We start from the raw sequence: 20,871 nt of genomic DNA, 5'->3' as shown, positions 1-20,871 counted from the left end.
GGCCGCCGGTGTCGGGGCCGCCCTCGAGGGCTTCTCTCTACAGTCTCAAGGCGAACGCTTAGCGTCGCTTGGCCATCTCGTTGATGAAGCGGTCGAACAGTGGCGCGACATCGTTCGGGCCCGGGCTCGCTTCAGGGTGGCCCTGGAAGCTGAACGCGCTCTTGTCGGTGCGCTCGATGCCTTGCAGGGTGCCGTCGAACAGCGATTTGTGGATCGCGCGCACGTTGGCTGGCAGGGTTTCTTCGTCTACCGCAAAACCGTGGTTCTGGCTGGTGATCATCACGACGCCAGTGTCCAGATCCTGCACCGGGTGGTTGGCACCGTGGTGGCCGTGGCCCATTTTCAGGGTCTTGGCGCCGGAGGCCAGAGCCAGCAGTTGGTGACCGAGGCAGATGCCGAATACCGGAATTTCGGTTTCCAGCACTTCCTTGATCGCCTTGATCGCGTAGTCGCATGGCTCTGGATCACCAGGGCCGTTGGACAGGAACACGCCGTCCGGCTTCAGTGCCAGCACATCAGCGGCAGGCGTCTGCGCAGGTACGACGGTGACGCGGCAGCCGCGCTCAACCAGCATGCGCAGGATGTTGACCTTGACGCCGTAGTCGTAGGCAACCACGTGGTAAGGCAGCTCGGAAGCGTCGATGGTCGCGTGGCTGTCGGTTTTCAGATCCCAGACAGTCGAGCGCCATTCGTATTGGGTCTTGGTGCTGACGACTTTCGCCAGATCCATGCCCTTCAGGCCCGGGAAACCTTGCGCAGCGGCGATGGCCGCCTCTTCGGAGATGTTGTCGCCGGCCATGATGCAGCCGTTCTGTGCGCCTTTTTCACGCAGGATGCGGGTCAGGCGACGGGTGTCGATACCGGCGATTGCCACAACGTTGTTGGCTTTCAGGTAATCGGACAGGGACATCGTGTTACGCCAGTTGCTCGCTACCAGCGGCAGGTCGCGAATAACCAGGCCAGCGGACCAGACGCGGTCGGACTCGGCATCTTCCGGCGTGGTGCCGGTGTTGCCGATGTGCGGGTAAGTCAGGGTAACGATCTGTTGGGCGTAGGAAGGATCGGTAAGGATTTCCTGATAGCCGGTCATTGCGGTGTTGAACACCACCTCACCAACGGTTTGACCGTCGGCACCAATGGCTTCGCCGCGAAAAATGCTGCCATCAGCAAGGGCAAGTATGGCTGGCTTAGTCAAGAAGACCTCCCGTAAATAACGCATGAAAGGGCGATCGCAGGTTGTAAAAAAGCGGAGTGACGTATGGACACGTCACCCCGCTTCTTCACTGAATTATTCTGCGCGCTTTTAGTGGACACACTAAAGCTGTAGCTTACAGAAAAAGCCTTTTTTGGTCCACCGCTAAAGAGCCAAAAAGGCCGGAGAATGCGACAGGTCGTCGCCGAGCGGAGAAAAACCAGCGCAAACAGGGCGTTTGCGCCGGGTTCAGCAGTGTATCAACGCAGGTCGAGCACGTCTTGCATGTCGTACAGACCCGGCTCGCGACCATCCAGCCACAGCGCCGCACGCACCGCGCCCTTGGCGAACGTCATACGGCTAGACGCCTTGTGCGTGATCTCCAGGCGCTCACCTTCGCAGGCGAACAACACGGTGTGATCACCGACCACATCACCACCACGCACAGTGGCAAAACCGATGGTTTCACGCTCACGAGCGCCGGTATGACCCTCACGACCGTACACCGCGACTTTCTGTAAATCACGATCAAGCGCACTGGCAATCACTTCACCCATGCGCAACGCCGTACCCGACGGCGCATCGATCTTGTGCCGGTGATGGGCTTCGATGATTTCGATATCCGCATCATCACCCAGCACGCGCGCCGCCATGTCGAGCAGCTTCAGCGACAGATTGACACCGACACTGAAGTTGGCCGCGAACACGATCGGAATATCTTTGCCCGCGTCGGCCAGCAACTGCTTCTGCGCCGCATCCAGCCCGGTGGTGCCAATGACCATGGCCTTGCCGGCCTTGCGGCAGAACACGAGGTTTTTCAGCATCACTTCCGGCAGCGTGAAGTCGATCAACACATCGAACTCTTCAGCCACGGCTTCGATATGCCCGGACAGCGGCACACCGATACGCCCCAGCGAGGCCAGCTCCCCCGCATCGACGCCGATCAGCGTGCTGCCAGGACGAACCACGGCGGCGGTCAAACCGGTCAGCGGCGCGCGCTGCTGCACGGCCTCGACCAGAATCTTACCCATGCGCCCAGCAGCGCCCATCACAGCTATACGTCGCATGCCGACTCCTTACAGATCGCCGAAGAAGCGCTTCACGCCGTCGAACCAACCGGTGGTTTTCGGCGAGTGGCTATTGTCGTCGGCCAGCGAGCTGCGGAATTCTTCCAGCAGTTCGCGCTGACGACGGTTCAGATTGACCGGCGTTTCGACCGCAACGCGGCACATCAGATCGCCTGCACCGCCGCCACGCACCGGCGCCACGCCTTTGCCGCGTACACGGAACTGCTTGCCGGTCTGAGTGCCTTCAGGGATTTTCAGTTTGACGCGACCGTCGAGGGTCGGGATTTCCAGTTCGCCGCCCAGTGCTGCGTCGACGAAGCTGATCGGCACTTCGCAGAACAGATGCTTGCCATCGCGCTGGAAGATGTCGTGCTCGCGGACATTGATAACCACATACAGGTCGCCCGTCGGGCCGCCCTGCGTACCCGCTTCGCCTTCGCCGGACAGACGAATGCGGTCACCGGTATCGACGCCGGCCGGCACTTTGACCGATAGGGTTTTGTACTCTTCAACGCGACCGTCACCGTGGCAGGAATCGCACGGATCGGAAATGATCTTGCCCTGACCATGGCAACGCGGGCAGGTTTGCTGCACCGAGAAGAAGCCCTGCTGCATGCGCACCTGGCCGATGCCGCCGCAAGTCGGGCACGTCGATGGAGAGGAGCCTTTCTTGGCACCCGAACCGTCGCACGGCTTGCAGTTGACCAGCGTCGGAACGCGGATATTCACCGACGTGCCGCGCACCGCTTCTTCCAGATTCAGCTCCAGGGTGTAGCGCAAGTCGCTGCCACGCTGAGCGCCGCCACGGGAACCGCCGCGACCGCCACCGAAGAAATCACTGAAGACATCACCGAAGATGTCCGAGAAGTTCTGACCACCGAAACCGGCACCACCGCCACCCATGCTCGGGTCGACGCCGGCATGGCCGTACTGATCGTACGCCGCACGCTTGCTCGAGTCGGACAGCACTTCATAGGCCTCGTTGGCCTCTTTGAACATTTCTTCCGATGCTTTGTCATCGGGATTACGGTCCGGGTGGTGCTTCATCGCCAGACGACGGTAAGCCTTCTTCAGGTCCGCATCGCTTGAGCCACGCTCAACACCCAACACTTCGTAATAGTCACGCTTTGCCATAAGTCTTCTGCACTCTTGAGGACGTTCGGCAAACCCCTCCTGAGGATGGCCAAACTCGTTGAGCCCCAATACAGGCCCGGACCCAACTCACGTCAATTCAACGATCCTGGTCTTTGTTTCTTGCGGTACTTGCGGCGCGAAAAGCAGGAGCATTCCCGGCCATACCGCCAACATCCGAACCTTGTCGCATGCTGTAAAAATTCGCGTATTCCAGATACGCCAACGCGGGAGCTAGCTCCCGCGCGGCGACATCCTACCAGTCACTGCCTAAAGGCAGTCAACCGGCCGACCAACAACTTACTTGTGGTCTTTGACTTCTTCGAACTCTGCATCGACAACGTCGTCAGCCTTCTCAGCCGATTCGCCTTGCGGGGCTGCGCCATCAGCTGGCTGAGCCTGTTCGGCGTACATCTTCTGAGCAACCGGAGCGGAGACTTTCGACAGCTCTTCAACCTTGGCTTCGATGGCAGCCTTGTCGTCGCCTTTGACAGCGGCTTCCAGAGCAACCACAGCAGCTTCGATCGCAGTCTTCTCTTCGGCGGTGACTTTGTCGCCCGCATCAGCAATCATTTTGCGCGTCGAGTGAACCAGTGCGTCACCCTGGTTACGGGCAGCGGCCAGTTCTTCGAACTTGCGGTCTTCCTCAGCGTTGGCTTCGGCATCACGCACCATGCGCTCGATTTCTTCGTCGGACAGACCGGAGTTGGCCTTGATCACGATCGACTGGGTCTTGCCGGTGGCCTTGTCTTTCGCACCAACGTGCAGGATGCCGTTAGCGTCGATGTCGAAGGTCACTTCGATCTGCGGCACGCCACGTGGAGCAGGTGGAATGTCGGCCAGGTCGAACTTGCCCAGGGACTTGTTCTGAGTGGCTTGCTTACGCTCGCCCTGCAGAACGTGAATGGTCACAGCGCCCTGGTTGTCGTCAGCAGTCGAGAACACTTGCGATTTCTTGGTAGGAATCGTGGTGTTTTTCTCGATCAGCGCGGTCATCACGCCACCCATGGTTTCGATACCCAGGGTCAGCGGGCTGACGTCGAGCAGCAGAACGTCTTTCACGTCACCAGCCAGAACAGCGCCCTGAATCGCAGCACCCATGGCAACAGCTTCGTCCGGGTTAACGTCTTTACGAGCTTCTTTACCGAAGAAATCGGTAACCAGCTTCTGTACCAGCGGCATACGGGTCTGACCACCGACCAGAATCACGTCGTTGATCGCGCCAACGTCCAGACCGGCGTCTTTCATGGCGATGCGGCAAGGTTCGATGGTGCGCTGAACCAGGTCTTCAACCAGTGCTTCGAGCTTGGCACGCGAGATCTTCACGTTCAGGTGCTTAGGACCGGTCGCGTCTGCAGTGATGTACGGCAGGTTGACGTCGGTCGACTGAGCGGACGACAGTTCGATCTTGGCTTTCTCAGCGGCTTCTTTCAGGCGCTGCATGGCCAGCGGGTCACCTTTGAGGTTCATGCCGCTTTCTTTCTTGAATTCGTCAACGAGGTAGTCGATCAGACGAATGTCAAAGTCTTCACCGCCGAGGAACGTGTCACCGTTGGTGGCCAGAACTTCGAACTGGTGCTCGCCATCAACTTCAGCGATCTCGATCACGGAAACGTCGAAAGTACCGCCACCCAGGTCATAAACGATCACGGTGTGATCGCCCTTGGCCTTGTCCATACCGTAAGCCAGAGCAGCTGCGGTCGGTTCGTTGATGATGCGTTTTACGTCCAGACCAGCGATGCGGCCGGCGTCTTTAGTCGCCTGACGCTGGCTGTCGTTGAAGTAGGCCGGAACGGTGATCACCGCTTCGGTCACGGTCTCGCCGAGGTAGTCTTCGGCGGTCTTCTTCATCTTCTTCAGAATTTCAGCCGAGATTTGTGGCGGTGCCATTTTCTGGCCGTTCACTTCAACCCAGGCGTCGTTGTTGTCAGCCTTGACGATCTTGTAAGGGACCATCTGGATGTCTTTCTGCACAACTTCTTCGTCGAAACGACGACCGATCAGACGCTTCACCGCGTACAGAGTGTTGTGCGGGTTGGTCACAGCCTGACGCTTGGCCGACTGACCTACCAGAATTTCGCCATCGTTGGCGTAAGCGATGATCGACGGCGTGGTACGCGCGCCTTCAGCGTTTTCAATAACTTTTGCTTTGCCGTTTTCCAGCACGGAGACGCAGGAGTTGGTGGTCCCCAGGTCGATACCGATAATTTTGCCCATGTTAACTCTCCCGAAACTTTGGATTTTTTTGCCGCAGCAGTGGTGGCTGACTGCGGTAATACTTAAACGCTTGACTTCTAAATGGGGGCCTTGCGGCTAATTTCAAGCCTTCTCGTCAATCGAAGGCGAAATTGGCGCAGGCGCCTTGCTGACCACAACCATGGCCGGACGCAGCAGGCGACCGTTGAGCTGGTAGCCCTTCTGGAACACCTTCAGAACGCTGTTCGGTTCTACGTCGGCGCTTTCTTGCATGGCCATCGCCTGATGCTGAACGGCGTTGAACGGTTCGCCGTGCGGATCGATCGCTTCCAGCTGATAACGCTTGAGGGTGTCGTGGAACATCTTCAGCGTCAGCTCGATGCCTTCGCGCATCGGACGAATGCTTTCGTCGTCCGGGTTCGACAGCTCAAGGCCGCGCTCCAGGCTGTCGACGATCGGCAACAGGTCGCCAGCGAATTTTTCCAGGGCAAACTTGTGCGCCTTCTCGACATCCTGCTCGGCACGGCGACGGACGTTCTGCAGATCGGCAGCAACACGCAGAGATTGATCCTGCGCGGCGGCCAATTGCTCTTCGAGCACTTGTACACGGGTCGCCAGGTCATCACCCGAACCTTCGGGCGCCTGATTGGCTTCTGGGTTTTGCGTATCTACTGTCTGTTCGTCAGCCATAGAATTCTCCTTTCAATTTCGTCCGCGAGCCTGACTCGCGCTTCTGCCCCGATATATGGGGCCGCAAAATCAGGCTTCAAGGGCCTTCAAACATTAACCCTACAAAAAAGTGTCGAATCTTCATTCCTCAATGCGCTAAGCAGATTTTCGGTTCAAGCAAATCGACCTAAGGGAGGGCATTGTCAGCGCGAAACAAAACACTGTATAAATAACCAGACCTTTAGCTTGGGAGCGGCCTTTATGCTGGTGCACCTGTCCGTACATAACTACGCCATCGTTGAACATCTCGATCTCGAACTTGATCGCGGGATGAGCGTGATCACGGGTGAAACCGGCGCCGGCAAGTCGATCATGCTCGACGCGCTGGGCCTGACCCTCGGCGATCGTGCCGACAGCGGCGTGGTGCGCCCCGGCGCCGACAAGGCCGACATCCTCGCGACCTTCGATCTGGCGGACATCCCTGAAGCCAGCGCATGGCTGGCCGAGCGTGACCTGGAGACCGACGGCCCGTGCATTCTGCGCCGGGTGATCACCTCCGAAGGTCGTTCACGCGGCTACATCAACGGCACCCCCTGCCCGCTCGGCGACCTCAAGTCATTGGGCGAGTTGTTGATCGATATCCATAGCCAGCATGAACACCAGTCCCTGCTGAAAACCGATACTCACCGCCGCCTGCTGGACGAGTACGCCGGCGCTACCGACCTGGCCCGCCAGGTTCAGCTCGCCGCCCAGCGCTGGCGCCAGACTCGCCAGGAGCTGGAGCGCCTCTCCAATTCCGGCGACGAACAACGCGCCCGCCATCAATTGCTGAGCTATCAACTTGAAGAGCTGGAAAACCTCGGCCTCGGTGATAACGAGCTGGAGCAACTTGAGCAGGAACACAAAAACCTGACCAACGCCGAAACCTTGCTGGGCATTTGTCGGCAAGTGGTCGAACAATGCAGCGAAAGCGATTCCGGCAATGTATTGAATGCACTGACCGCCAGCCTTAATCGCCTGTCGAGCGTGAACAATTCCGTTGGCGCACTGGGCGAAGCGAGCAGTTTGCTCACCAGCGCACAGATTCAGGTCGAAGAAGCCGTTGGCGAACTGAATCGCTTCCTCGATAACTTCGATGCCGATCCGGCGCGCCTGCAATATCTGGAAGAACGTCTCGACGCTATTTATACCCTGGCGCGCAAACACCGGATTCAACCCACCGAAGTCGGCGAAATGCAGCAGAAACTGCTGGATGAGATCGAAACCCTCAACGCCAATGACGAATCCATTGAGCGCCTGGGTGAAGAATTGGCCTCCTACGCCCGCCACTATCAGGAGAAAGCCCGAGAACTGAGCGATTTGCGTCATCAGGCCGCCGGCAGTCTCGCCAGCGCGGTTGAGCAGGAAATTCAGCGACTGGGCATGCCGGGGGGTCGCTTCACCATCGAATTGAAGGCCAACAGCAGCGACGAGTTATTGCCCAACGGGCTGGAACAGGTCGAATTGCTGGTCAGCGCCAACCCGGGCCAGCCGCTGAAGGCGCTGGCGAAAGTCGCTTCCGGCGGTGAGCTGTCACGGATCAGCCTGGCGATTCAGGTCATCACCGCACAGACATCCCGTGTTCCGACGCTGGTATTCGACGAAGTGGACGTCGGCATCGGTGGCCCGACCGCAGAAATTGTCGGCCAACTGTTGCGCCGTCTCGGCGATCGCGGCCAGGTACTGACTGTCACGCACTTGCCGCAAGTGGCCGCGCAAGGCCATCAGCATCTGTTCGTGCACAAGGTGCGCGGTGAAGAGGCAACGCACACTGCCGTTTCCAAACTGAGCAAGAATGACCGTATAGAAGAAGTGGCACGGATGCTCGGCGGCATCGATCTGACCAAGGAATCCCTGGCCCACGCGAAAAAAATGGTGGTCACTGCCAAGGTTTAGCAATGACAGAAAGCACAAAGGCGACCCTTGGGTCGCCTTCGTTCGTTTCGCGAATGTGAAATTCGCGCGACATGCTTACTTTTTCTTGCGCACGTACAGCACCAGATTGTGATCTACCAGATCAACACCGTGCTCCTCGGCAATTGCCTTCTGGAGCTTTTCGATTTCCGGGCTGACGAATTCGACGACTTCACCGGTTTCCACGTTGACCATATGGTCGTGGTGGCCACCGTCGGCCAATTCGAATACCGCATGGCCGCCGTCGAAGTTGTGACGGACCACGAGGCCAGCCGCTTCGAACTGGGTCAGAACACGGTAAACCGTGGCCAGACCGACGTCCTCACCAGCCTCCATCAACGCCTTGTAGACGTCCTCGGCACTCATGTGACGCTGCTCTGTAGAGTCGAGCATTTGCAGGATCTTGACCCGTGGCAGGGTCACTTTGAGGCCGGCTTTGCGTAGTTCGCTATTTTCAACCATGGTCAGCTTTCTCGCGATGCTGCTTCGCAGCTTCTCTTAATGCGGGTATGATCGGCGTTTACGTTGTCCCAGCCAAGATAGTGGAAGTCGCCCACCGATGCAAAACACCAAGCTCTTGCTAACCAGTTTCACCTTTGTGGGACTGCTCGCACTCGCCGGTTGTTCATTCCCCGGGGTTTACAAAATCGACATCCAGCAGGGCAATGTCGTCACGCAGGACATGATAGACCAGTTACGCCCGGGAATGACCCGGCCGCAAGTACGGTTTATCATGGGTAACCCTCTGCTTGTCGACACGTTCCATGCCGATCGCTGGGATTATCTGTACAGCCTGCAACCGGGTGGCGGTGAACGCCAACAGGAACGCATCAGCGTTATTTTCAACTCAAACGACCAGCTTGTCAGCCTGTCCGGTGACTTTATGCCGGGCGTAAGCCGTGACGAAGCCATTCTCGGCAAGGACAATGGCACGACCGTGACCGCTCCTGCTGAAAACGCCGAGAAGCCAAAACCGGAAAAACCGGTCAAGCCAGGTTCCTTGCTGGATCAGATCCAGAAGGACGTCGATGGTGTGGAAACCGTTCCGGTTCCAACACCAGAGCCGCTGGACACCTCGCCGCAATAATTTGCGACGCAATAAAAAACCCGGAAATTCCGGGTTTTTTATTGCCTGCGATTTGGCTTTTTACGCGTTTCGCGCTTTGGCCTCGGCAGCCTTGGCCGCTCGCAAGCGCCGAACCTCTTTCGGATCGGCAAGCAATGGGCGGTAAATCTCGATGCGCTCCCCTGCATGAATAACCCGCGAGTCCGGGTCAGCAACCACTTTGCCAAAGATGCCCAGCGGGCACTCCGCCAGATTCAACTCGGGAAACTCGCTAGCGATACCCGACGCAAGCACCGCAGCCCGCACCGTCGCACCTTCATTGACGCTGAACGAGCGCAATACCTGACGATCCACCGCCGCGTATACCACCTCTACCTCGATCACCGGCTCAACCATGCATCTGCTTGGCGCGCTGACAGAACGCGTCCACCAGCGTATTGGCCGCCTGATTGAACAGCGGCCCCAGCGTCGCGCGCACCAGCGGTCCGGCGTAATCGAACGACAGATCCAGACTGATCTTGCAGGCCTTCTCGTTCAACACCTTGAACACCCACACACCGTGCAACTGATTGAACGGGCCTTCTTCCAGGTTCATTTCAATCGACTGCCCCGGCACCAGCGTATTACGCGTCACGAAATGCTGACTGAGGCCGCCCTTGGCCACGCCAACACTGGCGCGCATATGCTCCGACGAGCTTTCCAGCACTTCCGCCGAGGAGCACCACGGCAGAAATTCCGGGTAGCGCGCCACGTCGTTGACCAGGTCGTAGAGAAATTGCGCCGGGTACGGCAGCAACGCCGATCGTTGAATATGTGTCGTCATGTGAGCGTTACTTCCAGAGCTGAGCGGCAAACACTACAAGAATGCCGATGGGCGCCACGTAGCGCATCAAGAACAAAGACAGGGCGAACAATAGCGGATTGCGGATCGACAACTCGTCGCGTACCGCTTCACGCCCCATCACCCATCCGGCAAACAGCACGAAACACAGGCCACCGAGCGGCAGCATGATCCGTGAGGTGAAGAAATCGATCACACCAAAGAAGTCCAGACCGCTCTGCGCACCCCATTGGTAGAGATGGAACATCCCGCCTTCGTTCACGAAAAATTTGGCTTCCTTCCAGATATTGAAGGAGAACACCGTGCCCAGACCGACGAACCAGCAAGTGAAGGCAAGCCAGAAAGTCACCCACGCGCGGCTGACTTTGGTGCGCTCAACCAAGTAGGCAACCATCGGTTCCAGAAGGGAGATCGCCGAGCTCCAGGCGGCAATCGCCACCAGCACAAAGAACACCACGCCCATCAGTTGCCCGAACGCCACATTACCAAAGGCAAATGGCAGACTGACGAACATCAGCCCCGGCCCTTCGCTAGGGTTCAGGCCGCCGGCAAATACAATCGGGAACAAGGCCAGACCGGCGATCAGCGAAACAAAGGTATCGAGCAGTGCCACGCCGACAACGGTGCCCGACAACGATGAACTCTTCGGCATATAAGCACCGTAGATCATGATCGAACCGACACCGACGCTCAGCGAGAAGAACGCGTGCCCCATTGCCGGCAACAAGCCGTCGAGGACTTTTTCCGGGTGGAAGTCGAACATGAAATGCACGCCCTCCATGAAATGCCCGGTGGTCATGCTGTAACCCAGCAACACCAGAATCATCACGAACAGCAGCGGCATCATGATGCGCAGGCTGCGCTCAAGCCCGGCGACCACGCCCTTGGCGATGACGAAGGCCGACAGCAGCATGAAAATCGTATGCCAAAGTGTCAGACGCCATGGATTGGAGATGACATTGCCGAAATAGGCGCCGACCTGATCGGCTGTGGCGCCCTGGAAGTCGCCGCGGCCCATATCGACAATGTAGTCCAGCGACCAGCCGCCGACCACACTATAGAAAGACAGGATCAACAATGCCGTGATCATCCCGGCAAATGCGCCCCACGACCACTTGCCCGAATGTCCGGCTTCCAGCGCCAGCACCTTCAAGGCGTTCGCCGGACTCTGGCGGGCGCGCCGGCCGATCAGGGTTTCAGCGAGCATGACCGGGATGCCGATCAGCGCGATGCACGCCAGAAACATCAGCACAAAGGCGCCGCCGCCGTAGACCCCGACCATGTAGGGGAACTTCCAGATACTACCCAGTCCCACGGCCGAACCGGTCGCGGCGAGTATGAATACCCAGCGGCTAGCCCAACTGCCGTGGACAGAAACCTTGTCTGTCGACATCGTTTATCACGCCCAAGCGTTAGAAAAAGAGGCCGCATTGTCCGGGATTCACTCAACCTGCTCAAGCACGCAGCAACACCGTAGCCGACGGCGGTTTATCTCCATATAATGCCGCCCCTATGGCTAAACAGAAGAAACACCCAACAGGGACCATCGCGCAGAACAAAAAGGCGCGACACGATTACTTCATCGAGCACAAGTTCGAGGCTGGTCTGGTCCTGGCCGGCTGGGAAGTAAAAAGTCTGCGGGCAAGCAAGCTACAGCTGGTCGACAGCTATGTCCTGCTCAAGGATGGCGAAGCATGGTTGCTCGGCAGCCACATCACGCCTCTGATGACCGCAAGCACCCACGTCATCGCTGACCCGGTGCGCACACGCAAATTGCTGCTCAACCGCCGCGAGCTGGAAAAGCTCGCCGCCGCTGTGCAGCAAAAGGGTTACGCCTGCGTCTGCCTGTCCTGGTACTGGAGCAAGCACATGGTCAAGTGCGAAATTGCTCTGGGCAAGGGCAAGAAGGAATACGACAAGCGTGATACCGAGCGCGAGCGCGACGCTGGTCGTGAACTGCAGCGTGCGGTGCGCAACAAGGGCAAGGAAGATTAATTTCCTCTGTCTTTAAAGCGTATTCGCGAGCAAGCTCGCTCCCACCTTGGAATGCATTTCAATGTGGGAGCGAGCTTGCTCGCGAAAGCTATTGCAGCATCAACACAAAAACAACTGATCACATCCCCTTGCGCCGCTCCGCCCGGGCCATGCGCTGAACCTCTTGCCGCACCTCTTCCAGCACTTCCTGCACATACAAAATATGTCGGCTGGAAACCTCACGTGCCTGCTCCGCGCGACCTTCAATAATCGCCAGATACAATTCCCGATGCTGGGTAATCAGCATGTCGCGGGTTTCCGTGCGCTGCTTATACATGCCGCCGATGTTGGTAACGACGTTACGCTTGAGCAGATCAAACAAGCCACGAATGGTGTGCAGCAGCACCGCGTTATGACTGGCTTCAGCAATCGCCAGATGAAATTTCGCATCCGCCGCGCCCTCCTCCGCCCGACTGACCTCATCGTGACGCGAATAGCAGTCCTGCAGCTCTTCAAACGCGGCGGTCAGCCGCTCACGATCGACATCGGTGGCGCGCAATGCGGCGTAATAGGCGCACGATGCCTCCAAAGTATGCCGAAACTCCAGTAGATCGCGCTGTGCTTCAGGATTGCTTTCGAGCAACTGCAGCAGCGGATCACTGAACGTCGAGCCGAGGCTTTCCACGACATAGTTGCCGCCACCCTGACGACTGACCAGCAGACCTTTGGCCGCCAGTTTCTGGATCGCTTCACGCAGCGACGGCCGTGATACGCCAAATTGTTCTGCCAGCGTGCGCTCCGCCGGCAACCGCTCACCGGACTTCAGCGTGCCCTCAAGGATCATCCCCTCAAGTCGCTCGACAATATCGTCAGACAAACGGCGCTGACGTATCTGATCAAACCCCATAACTCATTTCTCCACGATCCCGACCGCTCGCCGGGCTCTCTATTCTGGCCTATCGGCGCCTTGCCGACACCTACCAGACACCACTTGCGCAAACCAGATCAGATGCGATCTGCACCGCTTGTTCGACAAAAGTTTCAGGGCGACAAATTGACACACCGACACCAAGGCTTTTACCCTAGCCAACAGCGATTGTAAATTGGTATTACCAATTATCCAAGAACGCTGACAGTGCCTGACCAACAACAATTAGGGGCCACCCCATATGCAAACCTGGCAACAGCTCTACAGCCCGCTCGGCAGTCTCGGCGTGTCCGCACTCGCGGCCGTCATCCCCATCGTGTTCTTTTTCCTCGCATTGGCGGTGTTCCGCCTCAAAGGCCATGTAGCCGGGAGCATCACCCTCGCCCTGTCGATTGCCGTGGCGATCTTCGCGTTCCAGATGCCGGTCGACATGGCCTTCGCCGCTGCCGGATATGGCTTCGCCTACGGCCTGTGGCCGATTGCCTGGATCATTGTCGCGGCGGTGTTCCTCTACAAACTGACGGTCAAAAGTGGTCAGTTCGAGGTCATTCGCAGCTCGGTGTTATCGATTACTGACGACCAGCGCCTGCAAGTGCTGCTGATCGGTTTCTGCTTCGGAGCGTTCCTGGAAGGTGCCGCCGGTTTCGGCGCACCCGTGGCGATTACTGCCGCGTTGCTGGTCGGACTGGGCTTCAACCCCCTGTACGCCGCTGGCCTGTGCCTGATCGCCAACACCGCACCGGTAGCGTTCGGTGCACTGGGGATCCCGATCATCGTCGCCGGCCAAGTCACCGGTATCGACGCGTTCAAGATCGGCGCCATGACCGGTCGCCAACTGCCGCTGCTGTCGCTGTTCGTGCCGTTCTGGCTGGTGTTCATGATGGACGGCCTGCGCGGCGTACGTGAAACCTGGCCAGCGGCGTTGGTTGCGGGCCTGAGCTTCGCCATCACCCAATACTTCACCTCGAACTTCATTGGGCCAGAATTGCCGGACATCACCTCGGCGCTGGCCAGCCTGATATCGCTGACCCTGTTCCTGAAAATCTGGCAGCCAAAACGCACCGCAGGCGCGCAAATCGCCGGCGCCACGTCGAGCGCAGCGATCACCGCCAGCGTCGGCGGTTTCGGCCAGAAGCGCACCACCGTGGCGTCGCCTTACAGCCTCGGGGAAATTTTCAAAGCCTGGTCACCGTTCCTGATCCTCACCGTGCTGGTAACGATCTGGACGCTGAAGCCTTTCAAGGCGATGTTCGCCGCTGGCGGTTCGATGTACAGCTGGGTGTTCAACTTCGCGATCCCACACCTTGATCAATTAGTGATCAAAACCGCACCGATCGTAGCCGTCCCGACTGCCATTCCAGCGGTGTTCAAACTCGATCCGATTTCCGCGACCGGCACGGCGATTTTCTTCTCCGCGCTGATCTCGATGCTGGTCTTGAAGATCAATTTCAAAACTGGTCTGACCACTTTGAAAGAGACCTTCTACGAACTGCGCTGGCCAATCCTGTCGATCGGCATGGTGCTGGCGTTCGCCTTCGTCACCAACTACTCCGGCATGTCTTCGACCATGGCGCTGGTATTGGCAGCGACCGGCGCGGCGTTCCCGTTCTTCTCACCGTTCCTTGGCTGGCTGGGCGTGTTCCTCACCGGTTCGGATACTTCATCCAACGCCCTGTTCAGCTCGCTGCAAGCGACCACCGCTCACCAGATCGGCGTCAACGACACCTTGTTGGTGGCGGCGAACACCAGTGGCGGCGTGACCGGCAAGATGATCTCGCCACAATCGATCGCCGTGGCCTGCGCCGCGACCGGTCTGGTGGGCAAGGAGTCGGATCTGTTCCGCTTCACCCTCAAGCACAGCCTATTCTTTGCAACGATTGTCGGTTTGATCACCCTGGCTCAGGCCTACTGGTTCACCGGCATGCTGGTGCACTAAACCTACACGCGAAACAGAAATAACCGACGCCGATCCGTGATTTCGGCGTCAGCAATTCACAACCCGGTCTGTAAGGCTGCTGAAAGCAACGCTCTTTATATTCAGCAGCCGCCACAGACGGATAACCGGGCCCACCCGGAGACACGCCTGATGAGCGAGCTTTTTTACAACGCTGTGCCAAACGCGACCCGCGTGGCACCGCCACTGCCCGAACCTCGGCAATACCCCAGCGAGAAACCGTCGCGGGTCTACCTGTTCGGCACGTGTGTGGTCGACCTGTTCTACCCCGAAGCCGGGATGGACGCGATCCACTTGCTGGAGCGCGAAGGGATCCGGGTCGAGTATCCGCAAGGGCAGAGTTGCTGCGGCCAACCGGCCTACACCTCGGGTTACACCGAGCAGGCGCGGATGGTAGCGCGCTCGCAACTGGCGCTGTTTGCCGGGGATTATCCGGTGGTGGTGCCGTCGGGTTCCTGCGCCGGCATGCTGCGTGAGCATTACGCCGACTTGTTCAAGGACGAGCCGGAGACGTTGAAACAGGTTCAGGCACTTGCGGCCCGCACCTATGAACTGGCCGAGTTTCTGCTGTTTGTCTGCAAGGTGCAGTTCAAGGACGGCGGTGAGCCGGTCAAAGTCGCGCTGCACACTTCGTGTTCGGCACGCCGTGAAATGAACACCCACCTGCACGGCCGCGAGTTGTTGGCGCAGTTGAGCAACGTGGAACGGGTCAACCATGACCACGAAAGCGAATGCTGTGGCTTCGGTGGGACATTCAGCGTCCGTATGCCAGACATTTCCGGCGCGATGGTGGCTGACAAGACCCAAGCGTTGAAGGATTCAGGCGCGCACAAGGTGTTGAGCGCCGACTGTGGCTGTTTGATGAACATCAACGGCGCATTGGAGAAACAAAAAGAAGCGCTGCGCGGGCAACATCTCGCGAGCTTCTTGTGGCAACGAACCGGAGGTGCGCAATGAGCACTTCCGCGATTATTCCTACGGTCGCCGTAGAAGAAGATTTCCGCACCCGGGCACACAATGCCTTGGGCGATCAGCAGCTACGGAACAATTTCCGCACTGCCATGGACTCACTGATGGTCAAGCGGGCAGCCGCTTTCAGTGATGCCCACGAAAGAGAACATTTGCGCGCACTGGGCAATTCGATCAAGGCCCGCGCGCTGTCCAAGCTGCCCGACCTGCTCGAGCAACTGGAACAGAACCTGACCCGCAACGGTGTGACAGTGCACTGGGCGGAAACGGTGGACGAGGCCAATGGCATCGTCTTATCGATCATCCGCGCTCACGAGGCGCGGCAAGTGATCAAGGGCAAATCGATGGTCAGCGAAGAGATGGAGATGAACCATTTCCTCGAGGCTCGGGACATTGAATGTCTGGAGTCCGATATGGGGGAATACATCGTCCAGCTCGACCACGAGAAGCCTTCACACATCATTATGCCGGCGATCCACAAGAATGCCGGTCAGGTCGCGTCCTTGTTCCACGACAAACTTGGCGTGGAATACACCAAGGACGTTGACCAACTCATTCAGATCGGTCGCAGAGTCCTGCGGCAGAAATTCTTTGAAGCGGACATCGGCGTCTCCGGTGTCAACTTCGCCGTCGCCGAAACCGGCACCCTGTTGCTGGTGGAAAACGAAGGCAACGGGCGCATGACCACCACCGTGCCACCGGTGCACATCGCCGTCACCGGCATCGAAAAAGTCGTGGAAAACCTGCGTGACGTGGTGCCGTTGCTGTCACTGCTGACGCGTTCGGCGCTGGGCATTCCGATCACCACTTACGTCAACATGATCTCCGGCCCGCGCAAGGAACACGAGCTCGACGGACCGCAGGAAGTGCATCTGGTGTTGCTCGACAACGGTCGCAGTCAGGCCTTCGCCGACAGTGAATTGCGTCAGACCTTGAACTGCATCCGCTGCGGCGCCTGCATGAACCATTGCCCGGTCTACACCCGCGTCGGTGGCCACACCTATGGCGAGGTGTACCCGGGACCGATCGGCAAAATCATCACCCCGCACATGGTCGGTCTGGCCAAAGTCCCCGATCACCCGAGCGCTTCGTCGCTGTGCGGTGCCTGCGGTGAAGTGTGCCCAGTAAAAATTCCGATCCCGGCAATCCTGCGGCGCCTGCGCGAAGAGAACGTCAAAGCCCCGGACAGCCCGAATCAAGTGATGCGCGGCCAGGGCAGCAAGTATTCGCGCAAGGAACGTTTCATCTGGAACGCCTGGGCCAAGCTCAACAGCTCTCCGACCTTGTATCGATTGTTCGGCTTCTTCGCCACGCGCCTGCGTGCCCTGACCCCGAGCAATGTCGGCCCATGGACACAAAATCACAGCGCGCCGAAACCCGCTGCCCGCTCACTGCACGACATGGCCCGCGAGCATCTGGCCAAACAGGGAGACCGCTGATGAGCGCCAAGCACAATATCCTCGCCAAGCTGCGGAAAAGTCTGACTGGCGCCACGCCGATTGCCGACAACTTCGATGTCGATCTGGTGACGCTGCCTTACACCTACAGCGCCGAACAACGCATCCCGCAACTGCGCAAATTGATGGAAGCGGTGCACACCGAAATCCACCTGACCTCGGGCGAAGAATGGCCGGCATTGCTCGCACAATTGTTGCGCGACCGCCAGTTGCCGAGTCTGTTGATCGCACCGACGACAGCGTACGGGCAGAAAATCACACAGCATTGGGCGAACAATCCTGATCTGCCAACACTGAAATCCTACGACCGGCCGATGGAAGAGTGGAAAGCCGAACTGTTCAACGACACCCCGGCCAGCCTCACCGGCACCCTCGGTGCAATCGCCGCCACCGGCAGCTTGATCCTCTGGCCAACCCGCGAAGAACCGCGGTTGATGAGCCTGGTACCGCCGGTACATTTCGCCCTGCTCAAGGCCAGCGAAATCCGTGACAACTTCTATCAGGTGCAAGAGGAATTCGTGTGGGCCCAGGGCATGCCGACCAATGCGTTGCTGGTGTCCGGCCCGTCGAAAACAGCGGACATCGAGCAAGTGCTGGCTTACGGCGCCCACGGCCCGAAAGACCTCGTGGTGCTGATCCTGGAGGACCAATGACGCTTCCGGTGAATTTCCTGCGTGATGCGCAACAACTGATTCCAGCCGAGCGCCGTTTTGATGACCCGTTATCGACTCTGGCCTTTGGTACGGATGCCAGTTTTTATCGACTGATCCCGAAGCTGGTAATCCGCGTCGAGTCCGAAGATGAAGTGGTGGCGCTGCTAAAACTGGCTCAGCGCGACCATGTTCCAGTGACCTTCCGTGCGGCGGGCACCAGCCTCTCCGGTCAGGCGATCAGCGATTCCGTTTTGATCGTGCTTGGGGATAACTGGAACGCCCGCGAGATTCGCGGCCAAGGCATGCAGATTCGCCTGCAACCGGGAGTGATTGGCGCACAGGCCAACGCATGGCTGGCACCGTTCGGGCGCAAGATCGGCCCCGATCCGGCGTCGATCAACGCCTGCAAGATTGGCGGCATCGTCGCTAACAATGCCAGCGGCATGTGCTGCGGCACCGCGCAAAACACCTACCACACGCTGGCCGGGATTCGCCTGGTGCTGGCCGATGGCACACGTCTGGATACTGAAGACGCTGCCAGTGTCGCGGCATTCAGCGTAAGCCACGGCGATCTGCTCGAACGCTTGGCGACATTGGGCCGCGAGACCCGCGCCAACGCCGAACTGGCTGCACGAATCCGCCACAAATACCGTCTGAAAAATACCACCGGCCTTTCGCTCAACGCCTTGGTGGATTTCGATGAGCCTGTGGATATCTTGAGCCACTTGCTGGTCGGCTCCGAAGGCACCCTCGGTTTTATCAGCGCGGTGACTTACGACACGGTGATCGACCACCCGAACAAGGCCTCGGCGCTGATCGTGTTTCCGGATGTGGAAACCTGCTGCAACGCGGTCACCGTACTGAAAAGCCAACCGGTGTCCGCCGTAGAACTGCTGGATCGGCGCAGCCTGCGCTCGGTGCAAGACAAACCGGGCATGCCCGCTTTCGTACAACAGCTGTCGAACAATGCCTGCGCGCTGCTGATCGAATCCCGCGCCGCATCTTCCACTTTGCTACAGGAACAACTGGCGCAGATCATGGCGTCGCTCAGCGGTTTCCCGGTGGAGAAGCAGGTCGACTTTACCGAAGACCCTGCCGAGAACGCCAAGCTCTGGGCGATCCGCAAGGACACCTTCCCCGCCGTCGGCGCAGTGCGCAAAACCGGCACCACGGTGATCATCGAAGACGTGACCTTCCCGGTCGAACAACTGGCGATCGGCGTCAATCGCCTGATCGAGCTGTTCGACAAACATGCCTACGATGAAGCGATCCTTTTCGGACACGCACTGGAAGGCAATCTGCACTTCGTCTTCACCCAAGGCTTCAACAACCCGGAAGAAGTCGCACGCTATCAAGCGTTCATGGACGACGTCGCGCAACTGGTGGCGGTGGAGTTCGGCGGCTCGTTAAAGGCTGAACACGGCACCGGGCGCAACATGGCGCCATTCGTGGAACTGGAATGGGGCAGCGACGCCTATCAACTGATGTGGCAGCTCAAACGTCTGCTCGACCCGAACGGCATTCTCAATCCCGACGTGGTGCTCAGCGAAGATCCGCAGATCCACCTCAAACATCTGAAGCCGCTGCCGGCGGCCGACGAGATTGTCGATAAGTGCATCGAGTGCGGCTTCTGCGAACCGGTCTGCCCGTCGAAAGGACTGACCCTGAGCCCGCGCCAGCGCATTGTGATCTGGCGCGATATTCAGGCGAAAAAACGTGCAGGTGTCGACACCACCGAACTGGAAAAAGCCTACGAGTACCAAGGCATCGACACCTGCGCCGCCACCGGTCTGTGCGCGCAACGTTGCCCTGTAGGCATCAATACCGGTGAGTTGGTGAAAAAACTCCGAGCCCGACACGCGACGCATCAGAAAACCGCTGACTGGATCGAAGGAAATTTCGCCAAGACCCTGCAAGGCGCGCGCTTCACCCTGCATGTGGCCAACGGCGCACGAATGATGCTCGGTGCACCGCGTCTGGCGAAACTTTCGGCAACCATTACGCGCCTGTCCAAAGGCCAGGTGCCGTTGTGGACGAATGCGATGCCGCAACCGGAGAAGGCCATTCGCTTCAGCCCCAGCGTGTCGGACGAGCGCCCGCGTGTGGTCTATCTAGCCGCGTGTGTGTCGCGAGTGATGGGCCCGGCGGCGGGTGACAAAGAGCAAATGTCGCTCTACGACAAAACCCGTGGCTTGCTGGAGAAGGCCGGCTACCAAGTGGTCTTCCCGGACAATCAGGACAACCTCTGCTGCGGCCAGCCCTTCGCCTCAAAAGGCTACGCCGAGCAGGCCGAACACAAACGCCAAGAGCTGATCAGCGCCCTGTTGCACGCCAGTCGCGGCGGACTCGATCCGATCTATTGCGACACCAGTCCGTGCACGTTGCGCCTGGTTCAGGACGTAGGAGAAACCCGCCTGGATCTGTACGACCCGGTGCGCTTCATCCGTACGCATCTGCTTGATCGATTGGACTTCACTCCACAAGAAGCACCGATTGCTGTGCACGTAACGTGCAGCACTCAGCATCTGGGCGAAAGCCAGGCGTTGATCGATCTGGCGCGCAAGTGCAGCAACAACGTGGTGATCCCGGAAGGCATTCACTGCTGCGGATTTGCCGGCGACAAGGGCTTCACCACTCCGGAGCTGAACAGCCACTCGCTGCGCACGCTCAAGGATGCCGTACAGCATTGCAGCGAGGGAATTTCCACCAGTCGGACTTGTGAGATCGGTCTGACGCAACATGGCGGAATTGACTACCACGGACTGGTCTATCTGGTGGATCGCGTGACCCGGGCGAAGGCCTGCTGAAGAAAAATAGAACC

General features: G+C 58.7%; 18 protein-coding genes. 8 read left to right on the top strand and 10 right to left on the bottom strand.

Features of this window, described 5'->3' with window-relative positions:
* Positions 1–58: 58 nt before the first annotated feature.
* The 5 genes from carA to grpE all read right to left on the bottom strand — a co-directional run bounded on the left by carA (position 59) and on the right by grpE (position 6,276).
* Positions 59–1,195: a glutamine-hydrolyzing carbamoyl-phosphate synthase small subunit gene (gene carA, locus BMY54_RS19290; protein WP_007915228.1), complete on the bottom strand. Its 1,137-nt coding sequence runs from the start codon at positions 1,193–1,195 to the stop codon at positions 59–61.
* A 257-nt stretch (positions 1,196–1,452) separates the two neighbouring features.
* Positions 1,453–2,259 carry a 4-hydroxy-tetrahydrodipicolinate reductase gene (gene dapB / locus BMY54_RS19285; RefSeq protein ID WP_093435744.1) on the bottom strand — a complete coding sequence of 269 codons (807 nt, stop codon included), beginning with the start codon at positions 2,257–2,259 and terminating at the stop codon, positions 1,453–1,455.
* Positions 2,260–2,268: 9 nt separating this feature from the next.
* Positions 2,269–3,393 (bottom strand): molecular chaperone DnaJ, encoded by a 1,125-nt coding sequence (gene dnaJ, locus BMY54_RS19280; RefSeq protein WP_016986506.1) that lies wholly within the window; start codon positions 3,391–3,393, stop codon positions 2,269–2,271.
* Positions 3,394–3,690: 297 nt separating this feature from the next.
* On the bottom strand, positions 3,691–5,607 hold the full coding sequence (gene dnaK, locus BMY54_RS19275; protein ID WP_007915221.1) for a molecular chaperone DnaK: 1,917 nt from the start codon (positions 5,605–5,607) through the stop codon (positions 3,691–3,693).
* A gap of 102 nt (positions 5,608–5,709) precedes the next feature.
* The gene (grpE, locus tag BMY54_RS19270) at positions 5,710–6,276 is read right to left on the bottom strand and encodes a nucleotide exchange factor GrpE (protein WP_007915219.1); all 567 of its coding nucleotides are present in this window, start codon (positions 6,274–6,276) and stop codon (positions 5,710–5,712) included.
* 240 nt (positions 6,277–6,516) lie between these two features.
* On the opposite strand from grpE, the gene recN reads away from it, so the two are divergent.
* A complete protein-coding gene (recN, locus tag BMY54_RS19265) occupies positions 6,517–8,190 on the top strand; it encodes a DNA repair protein RecN (protein ID WP_007915217.1) in 1,674 nt (557 codons plus the stop codon).
* Positions 8,191–8,265: 75 nt separating this feature from the next.
* Here recN and fur read toward each other — a convergent pair whose 3' ends face one another.
* A complete protein-coding gene (gene fur / locus BMY54_RS19260) occupies positions 8,266–8,670 on the bottom strand; it encodes a ferric iron uptake transcriptional regulator (RefSeq protein ID WP_003221515.1) in 405 nt (134 codons plus the stop codon).
* A 97-nt stretch (positions 8,671–8,767) separates the two neighbouring features.
* Here fur and BMY54_RS19255 point away from each other — a divergent pair, with 97 nt between their 5' ends.
* Positions 8,768–9,295: an outer membrane protein assembly factor BamE gene (locus BMY54_RS19255; RefSeq protein ID WP_093435741.1), complete on the top strand. Its 528-nt coding sequence runs from the start codon at positions 8,768–8,770 to the stop codon at positions 9,293–9,295.
* A 60-nt stretch (positions 9,296–9,355) separates the two neighbouring features.
* On the opposite strand, the gene BMY54_RS19250 is transcribed toward BMY54_RS19255, so the two are convergent.
* Genes BMY54_RS19250 through BMY54_RS19240 form a run of 3 tightly spaced genes read right to left on the bottom strand, consistent with a single transcriptional unit; the run spans position 9,356 to position 11,508 of the window.
* Positions 9,356–9,670 carry an RnfH family protein gene (locus BMY54_RS19250; protein ID WP_093435738.1) on the bottom strand — a complete coding sequence of 105 codons (315 nt, stop codon included), beginning with the start codon at positions 9,668–9,670 and terminating at the stop codon, positions 9,356–9,358.
* Positions 9,663–10,097 (bottom strand): type II toxin-antitoxin system RatA family toxin, encoded by a 435-nt coding sequence (locus tag BMY54_RS19245; protein ID WP_093435734.1) that lies wholly within the window; start codon positions 10,095–10,097, stop codon positions 9,663–9,665. Before BMY54_RS19245 ends, BMY54_RS19250 begins: the two co-directional genes overlap by 8 nt.
* A 7-nt stretch (positions 10,098–10,104) precedes the next feature.
* Positions 10,105–11,508: a sodium-dependent transporter gene (locus tag BMY54_RS19240; protein WP_093435729.1), complete on the bottom strand. Its 1,404-nt coding sequence runs from the start codon at positions 11,506–11,508 to the stop codon at positions 10,105–10,107.
* 119 nt (positions 11,509–11,627) lie between these two features.
* Here BMY54_RS19240 and smpB point away from each other — a divergent pair, with 119 nt between their 5' ends.
* Positions 11,628–12,110, top strand: a complete 483-nt coding sequence (smpB, locus tag BMY54_RS19235) for an SsrA-binding protein SmpB (protein WP_007915208.1) — start codon at positions 11,628–11,630, stop codon at positions 12,108–12,110.
* A 118-nt stretch (positions 12,111–12,228) separates the two neighbouring features.
* Here smpB and BMY54_RS19230 read toward each other — a convergent pair whose 3' ends face one another.
* Positions 12,229–12,996, bottom strand: a complete 768-nt coding sequence (locus BMY54_RS19230) for an FCD domain-containing protein (protein ID WP_007915207.1) — start codon at positions 12,994–12,996, stop codon at positions 12,229–12,231.
* A gap of 262 nt (positions 12,997–13,258) precedes the next feature.
* On the opposite strand from BMY54_RS19230, the gene BMY54_RS19225 reads away from it, so the two are divergent.
* The 5 genes from BMY54_RS19225 to BMY54_RS19205 all read left to right on the top strand — a co-directional run bounded on the left by BMY54_RS19225 (position 13,259) and on the right by BMY54_RS19205 (position 20,857).
* A complete protein-coding gene (locus tag BMY54_RS19225; protein WP_093435726.1) occupies positions 13,259–14,953 on the top strand; it encodes a lactate permease LctP family transporter in 1,695 nt (564 codons plus the stop codon).
* 150 nt (positions 14,954–15,103) lie between these two features.
* A complete protein-coding gene (locus tag BMY54_RS19220; protein ID WP_093435721.1) occupies positions 15,104–15,928 on the top strand; it encodes a (Fe-S)-binding protein in 825 nt (274 codons plus the stop codon).
* Positions 15,925–17,379, top strand: a complete 1,455-nt coding sequence (locus BMY54_RS19215) for a LutB/LldF family L-lactate oxidation iron-sulfur protein (RefSeq protein WP_093435718.1) — start codon at positions 15,925–15,927, stop codon at positions 17,377–17,379. Before BMY54_RS19220 ends, BMY54_RS19215 begins: the two co-directional genes overlap by 4 nt.
* Positions 17,379–18,050 (top strand): LutC/YkgG family protein, encoded by a 672-nt coding sequence (locus BMY54_RS19210; RefSeq protein WP_093435715.1) that lies wholly within the window; start codon positions 17,379–17,381, stop codon positions 18,048–18,050. The genes BMY54_RS19215 and BMY54_RS19210 overlap by 1 nt, the downstream gene beginning before the upstream one ends.
* Entirely contained in the window at positions 18,047–20,857 is a 2,811-nt protein-coding gene (locus tag BMY54_RS19205; protein ID WP_093435711.1) for an FAD-binding and (Fe-S)-binding domain-containing protein, read from the top strand. The genes BMY54_RS19210 and BMY54_RS19205 overlap by 4 nt, the downstream gene beginning before the upstream one ends.
* Positions 20,858–20,871 lie beyond the last annotated feature (14 nt).

Source organism: Pseudomonas sp. ok266, from assembly GCF_900110195.1.
GTDB classification, from domain to species: domain Bacteria; phylum Pseudomonadota; class Gammaproteobacteria; order Pseudomonadales; family Pseudomonadaceae; genus Aquipseudomonas; species Aquipseudomonas neuropathica.
The sequence above is the reverse complement of the archived record's forward strand: the minus strand, read 5'-3'. Positions and strand labels throughout refer to the sequence as shown.

Excerpts from the sequence above, each read along its gene's own strand:
- dnaJ (WP_016986506.1), bottom strand. The coding sequence starts at position 3,393 with ATGGCAAAGCGTGACTATTACGAAGTGTTGGGTGTTGAGCGTGGCTCA.
- BMY54_RS19255 (WP_093435741.1), top strand. The coding sequence starts at position 8,768 with ATGCAAAACACCAAGCTCTTGCTAACCAGTTTCACCTTTGTGGGACTG.
- BMY54_RS19230 (WP_007915207.1), bottom strand. The coding sequence starts at position 12,996 with ATGGGGTTTGATCAGATACGTCAGCGCCGTTTGTCTGACGATATTGTC.
- grpE (WP_007915219.1), bottom strand. The coding sequence starts at position 6,276 with ATGGCTGACGAACAGACAGTAGATACGCAAAACCCAGAAGCCAATCAG.
- BMY54_RS19205 (WP_093435711.1), top strand. The coding sequence starts at position 18,047 with ATGACGCTTCCGGTGAATTTCCTGCGTGATGCGCAACAACTGATTCCA.
- smpB (WP_007915208.1), top strand. The coding sequence starts at position 11,628 with ATGGCTAAACAGAAGAAACACCCAACAGGGACCATCGCGCAGAACAAA.
- BMY54_RS19250 (WP_093435738.1), bottom strand. The coding sequence starts at position 9,670 with ATGGTTGAGCCGGTGATCGAGGTAGAGGTGGTATACGCGGCGGTGGAT.
- BMY54_RS19240 (WP_093435729.1), bottom strand. The coding sequence starts at position 11,508 with ATGTCGACAGACAAGGTTTCTGTCCACGGCAGTTGGGCTAGCCGCTGG.
- BMY54_RS19220 (WP_093435721.1), top strand. The coding sequence starts at position 15,104 with ATGAGCGAGCTTTTTTACAACGCTGTGCCAAACGCGACCCGCGTGGCA.
- BMY54_RS19245 (WP_093435734.1), bottom strand. The coding sequence starts at position 10,097 with ATGACGACACATATTCAACGATCGGCGTTGCTGCCGTACCCGGCGCAA.
- dnaK (WP_007915221.1), bottom strand. The coding sequence starts at position 5,607 with ATGGGCAAAATTATCGGTATCGACCTGGGGACCACCAACTCCTGCGTC.
- fur (WP_003221515.1), bottom strand. The coding sequence starts at position 8,670 with ATGGTTGAAAATAGCGAACTACGCAAAGCCGGCCTCAAAGTGACCCTG.
- BMY54_RS19215 (WP_093435718.1), top strand. The coding sequence starts at position 15,925 with ATGAGCACTTCCGCGATTATTCCTACGGTCGCCGTAGAAGAAGATTTC.
- recN (WP_007915217.1), top strand. The coding sequence starts at position 6,517 with ATGCTGGTGCACCTGTCCGTACATAACTACGCCATCGTTGAACATCTC.
- dapB (WP_093435744.1), bottom strand. The coding sequence starts at position 2,259 with ATGCGACGTATAGCTGTGATGGGCGCTGCTGGGCGCATGGGTAAGATT.
- BMY54_RS19225 (WP_093435726.1), top strand. The coding sequence starts at position 13,259 with ATGCAAACCTGGCAACAGCTCTACAGCCCGCTCGGCAGTCTCGGCGTG.
- BMY54_RS19210 (WP_093435715.1), top strand. The coding sequence starts at position 17,379 with ATGAGCGCCAAGCACAATATCCTCGCCAAGCTGCGGAAAAGTCTGACT.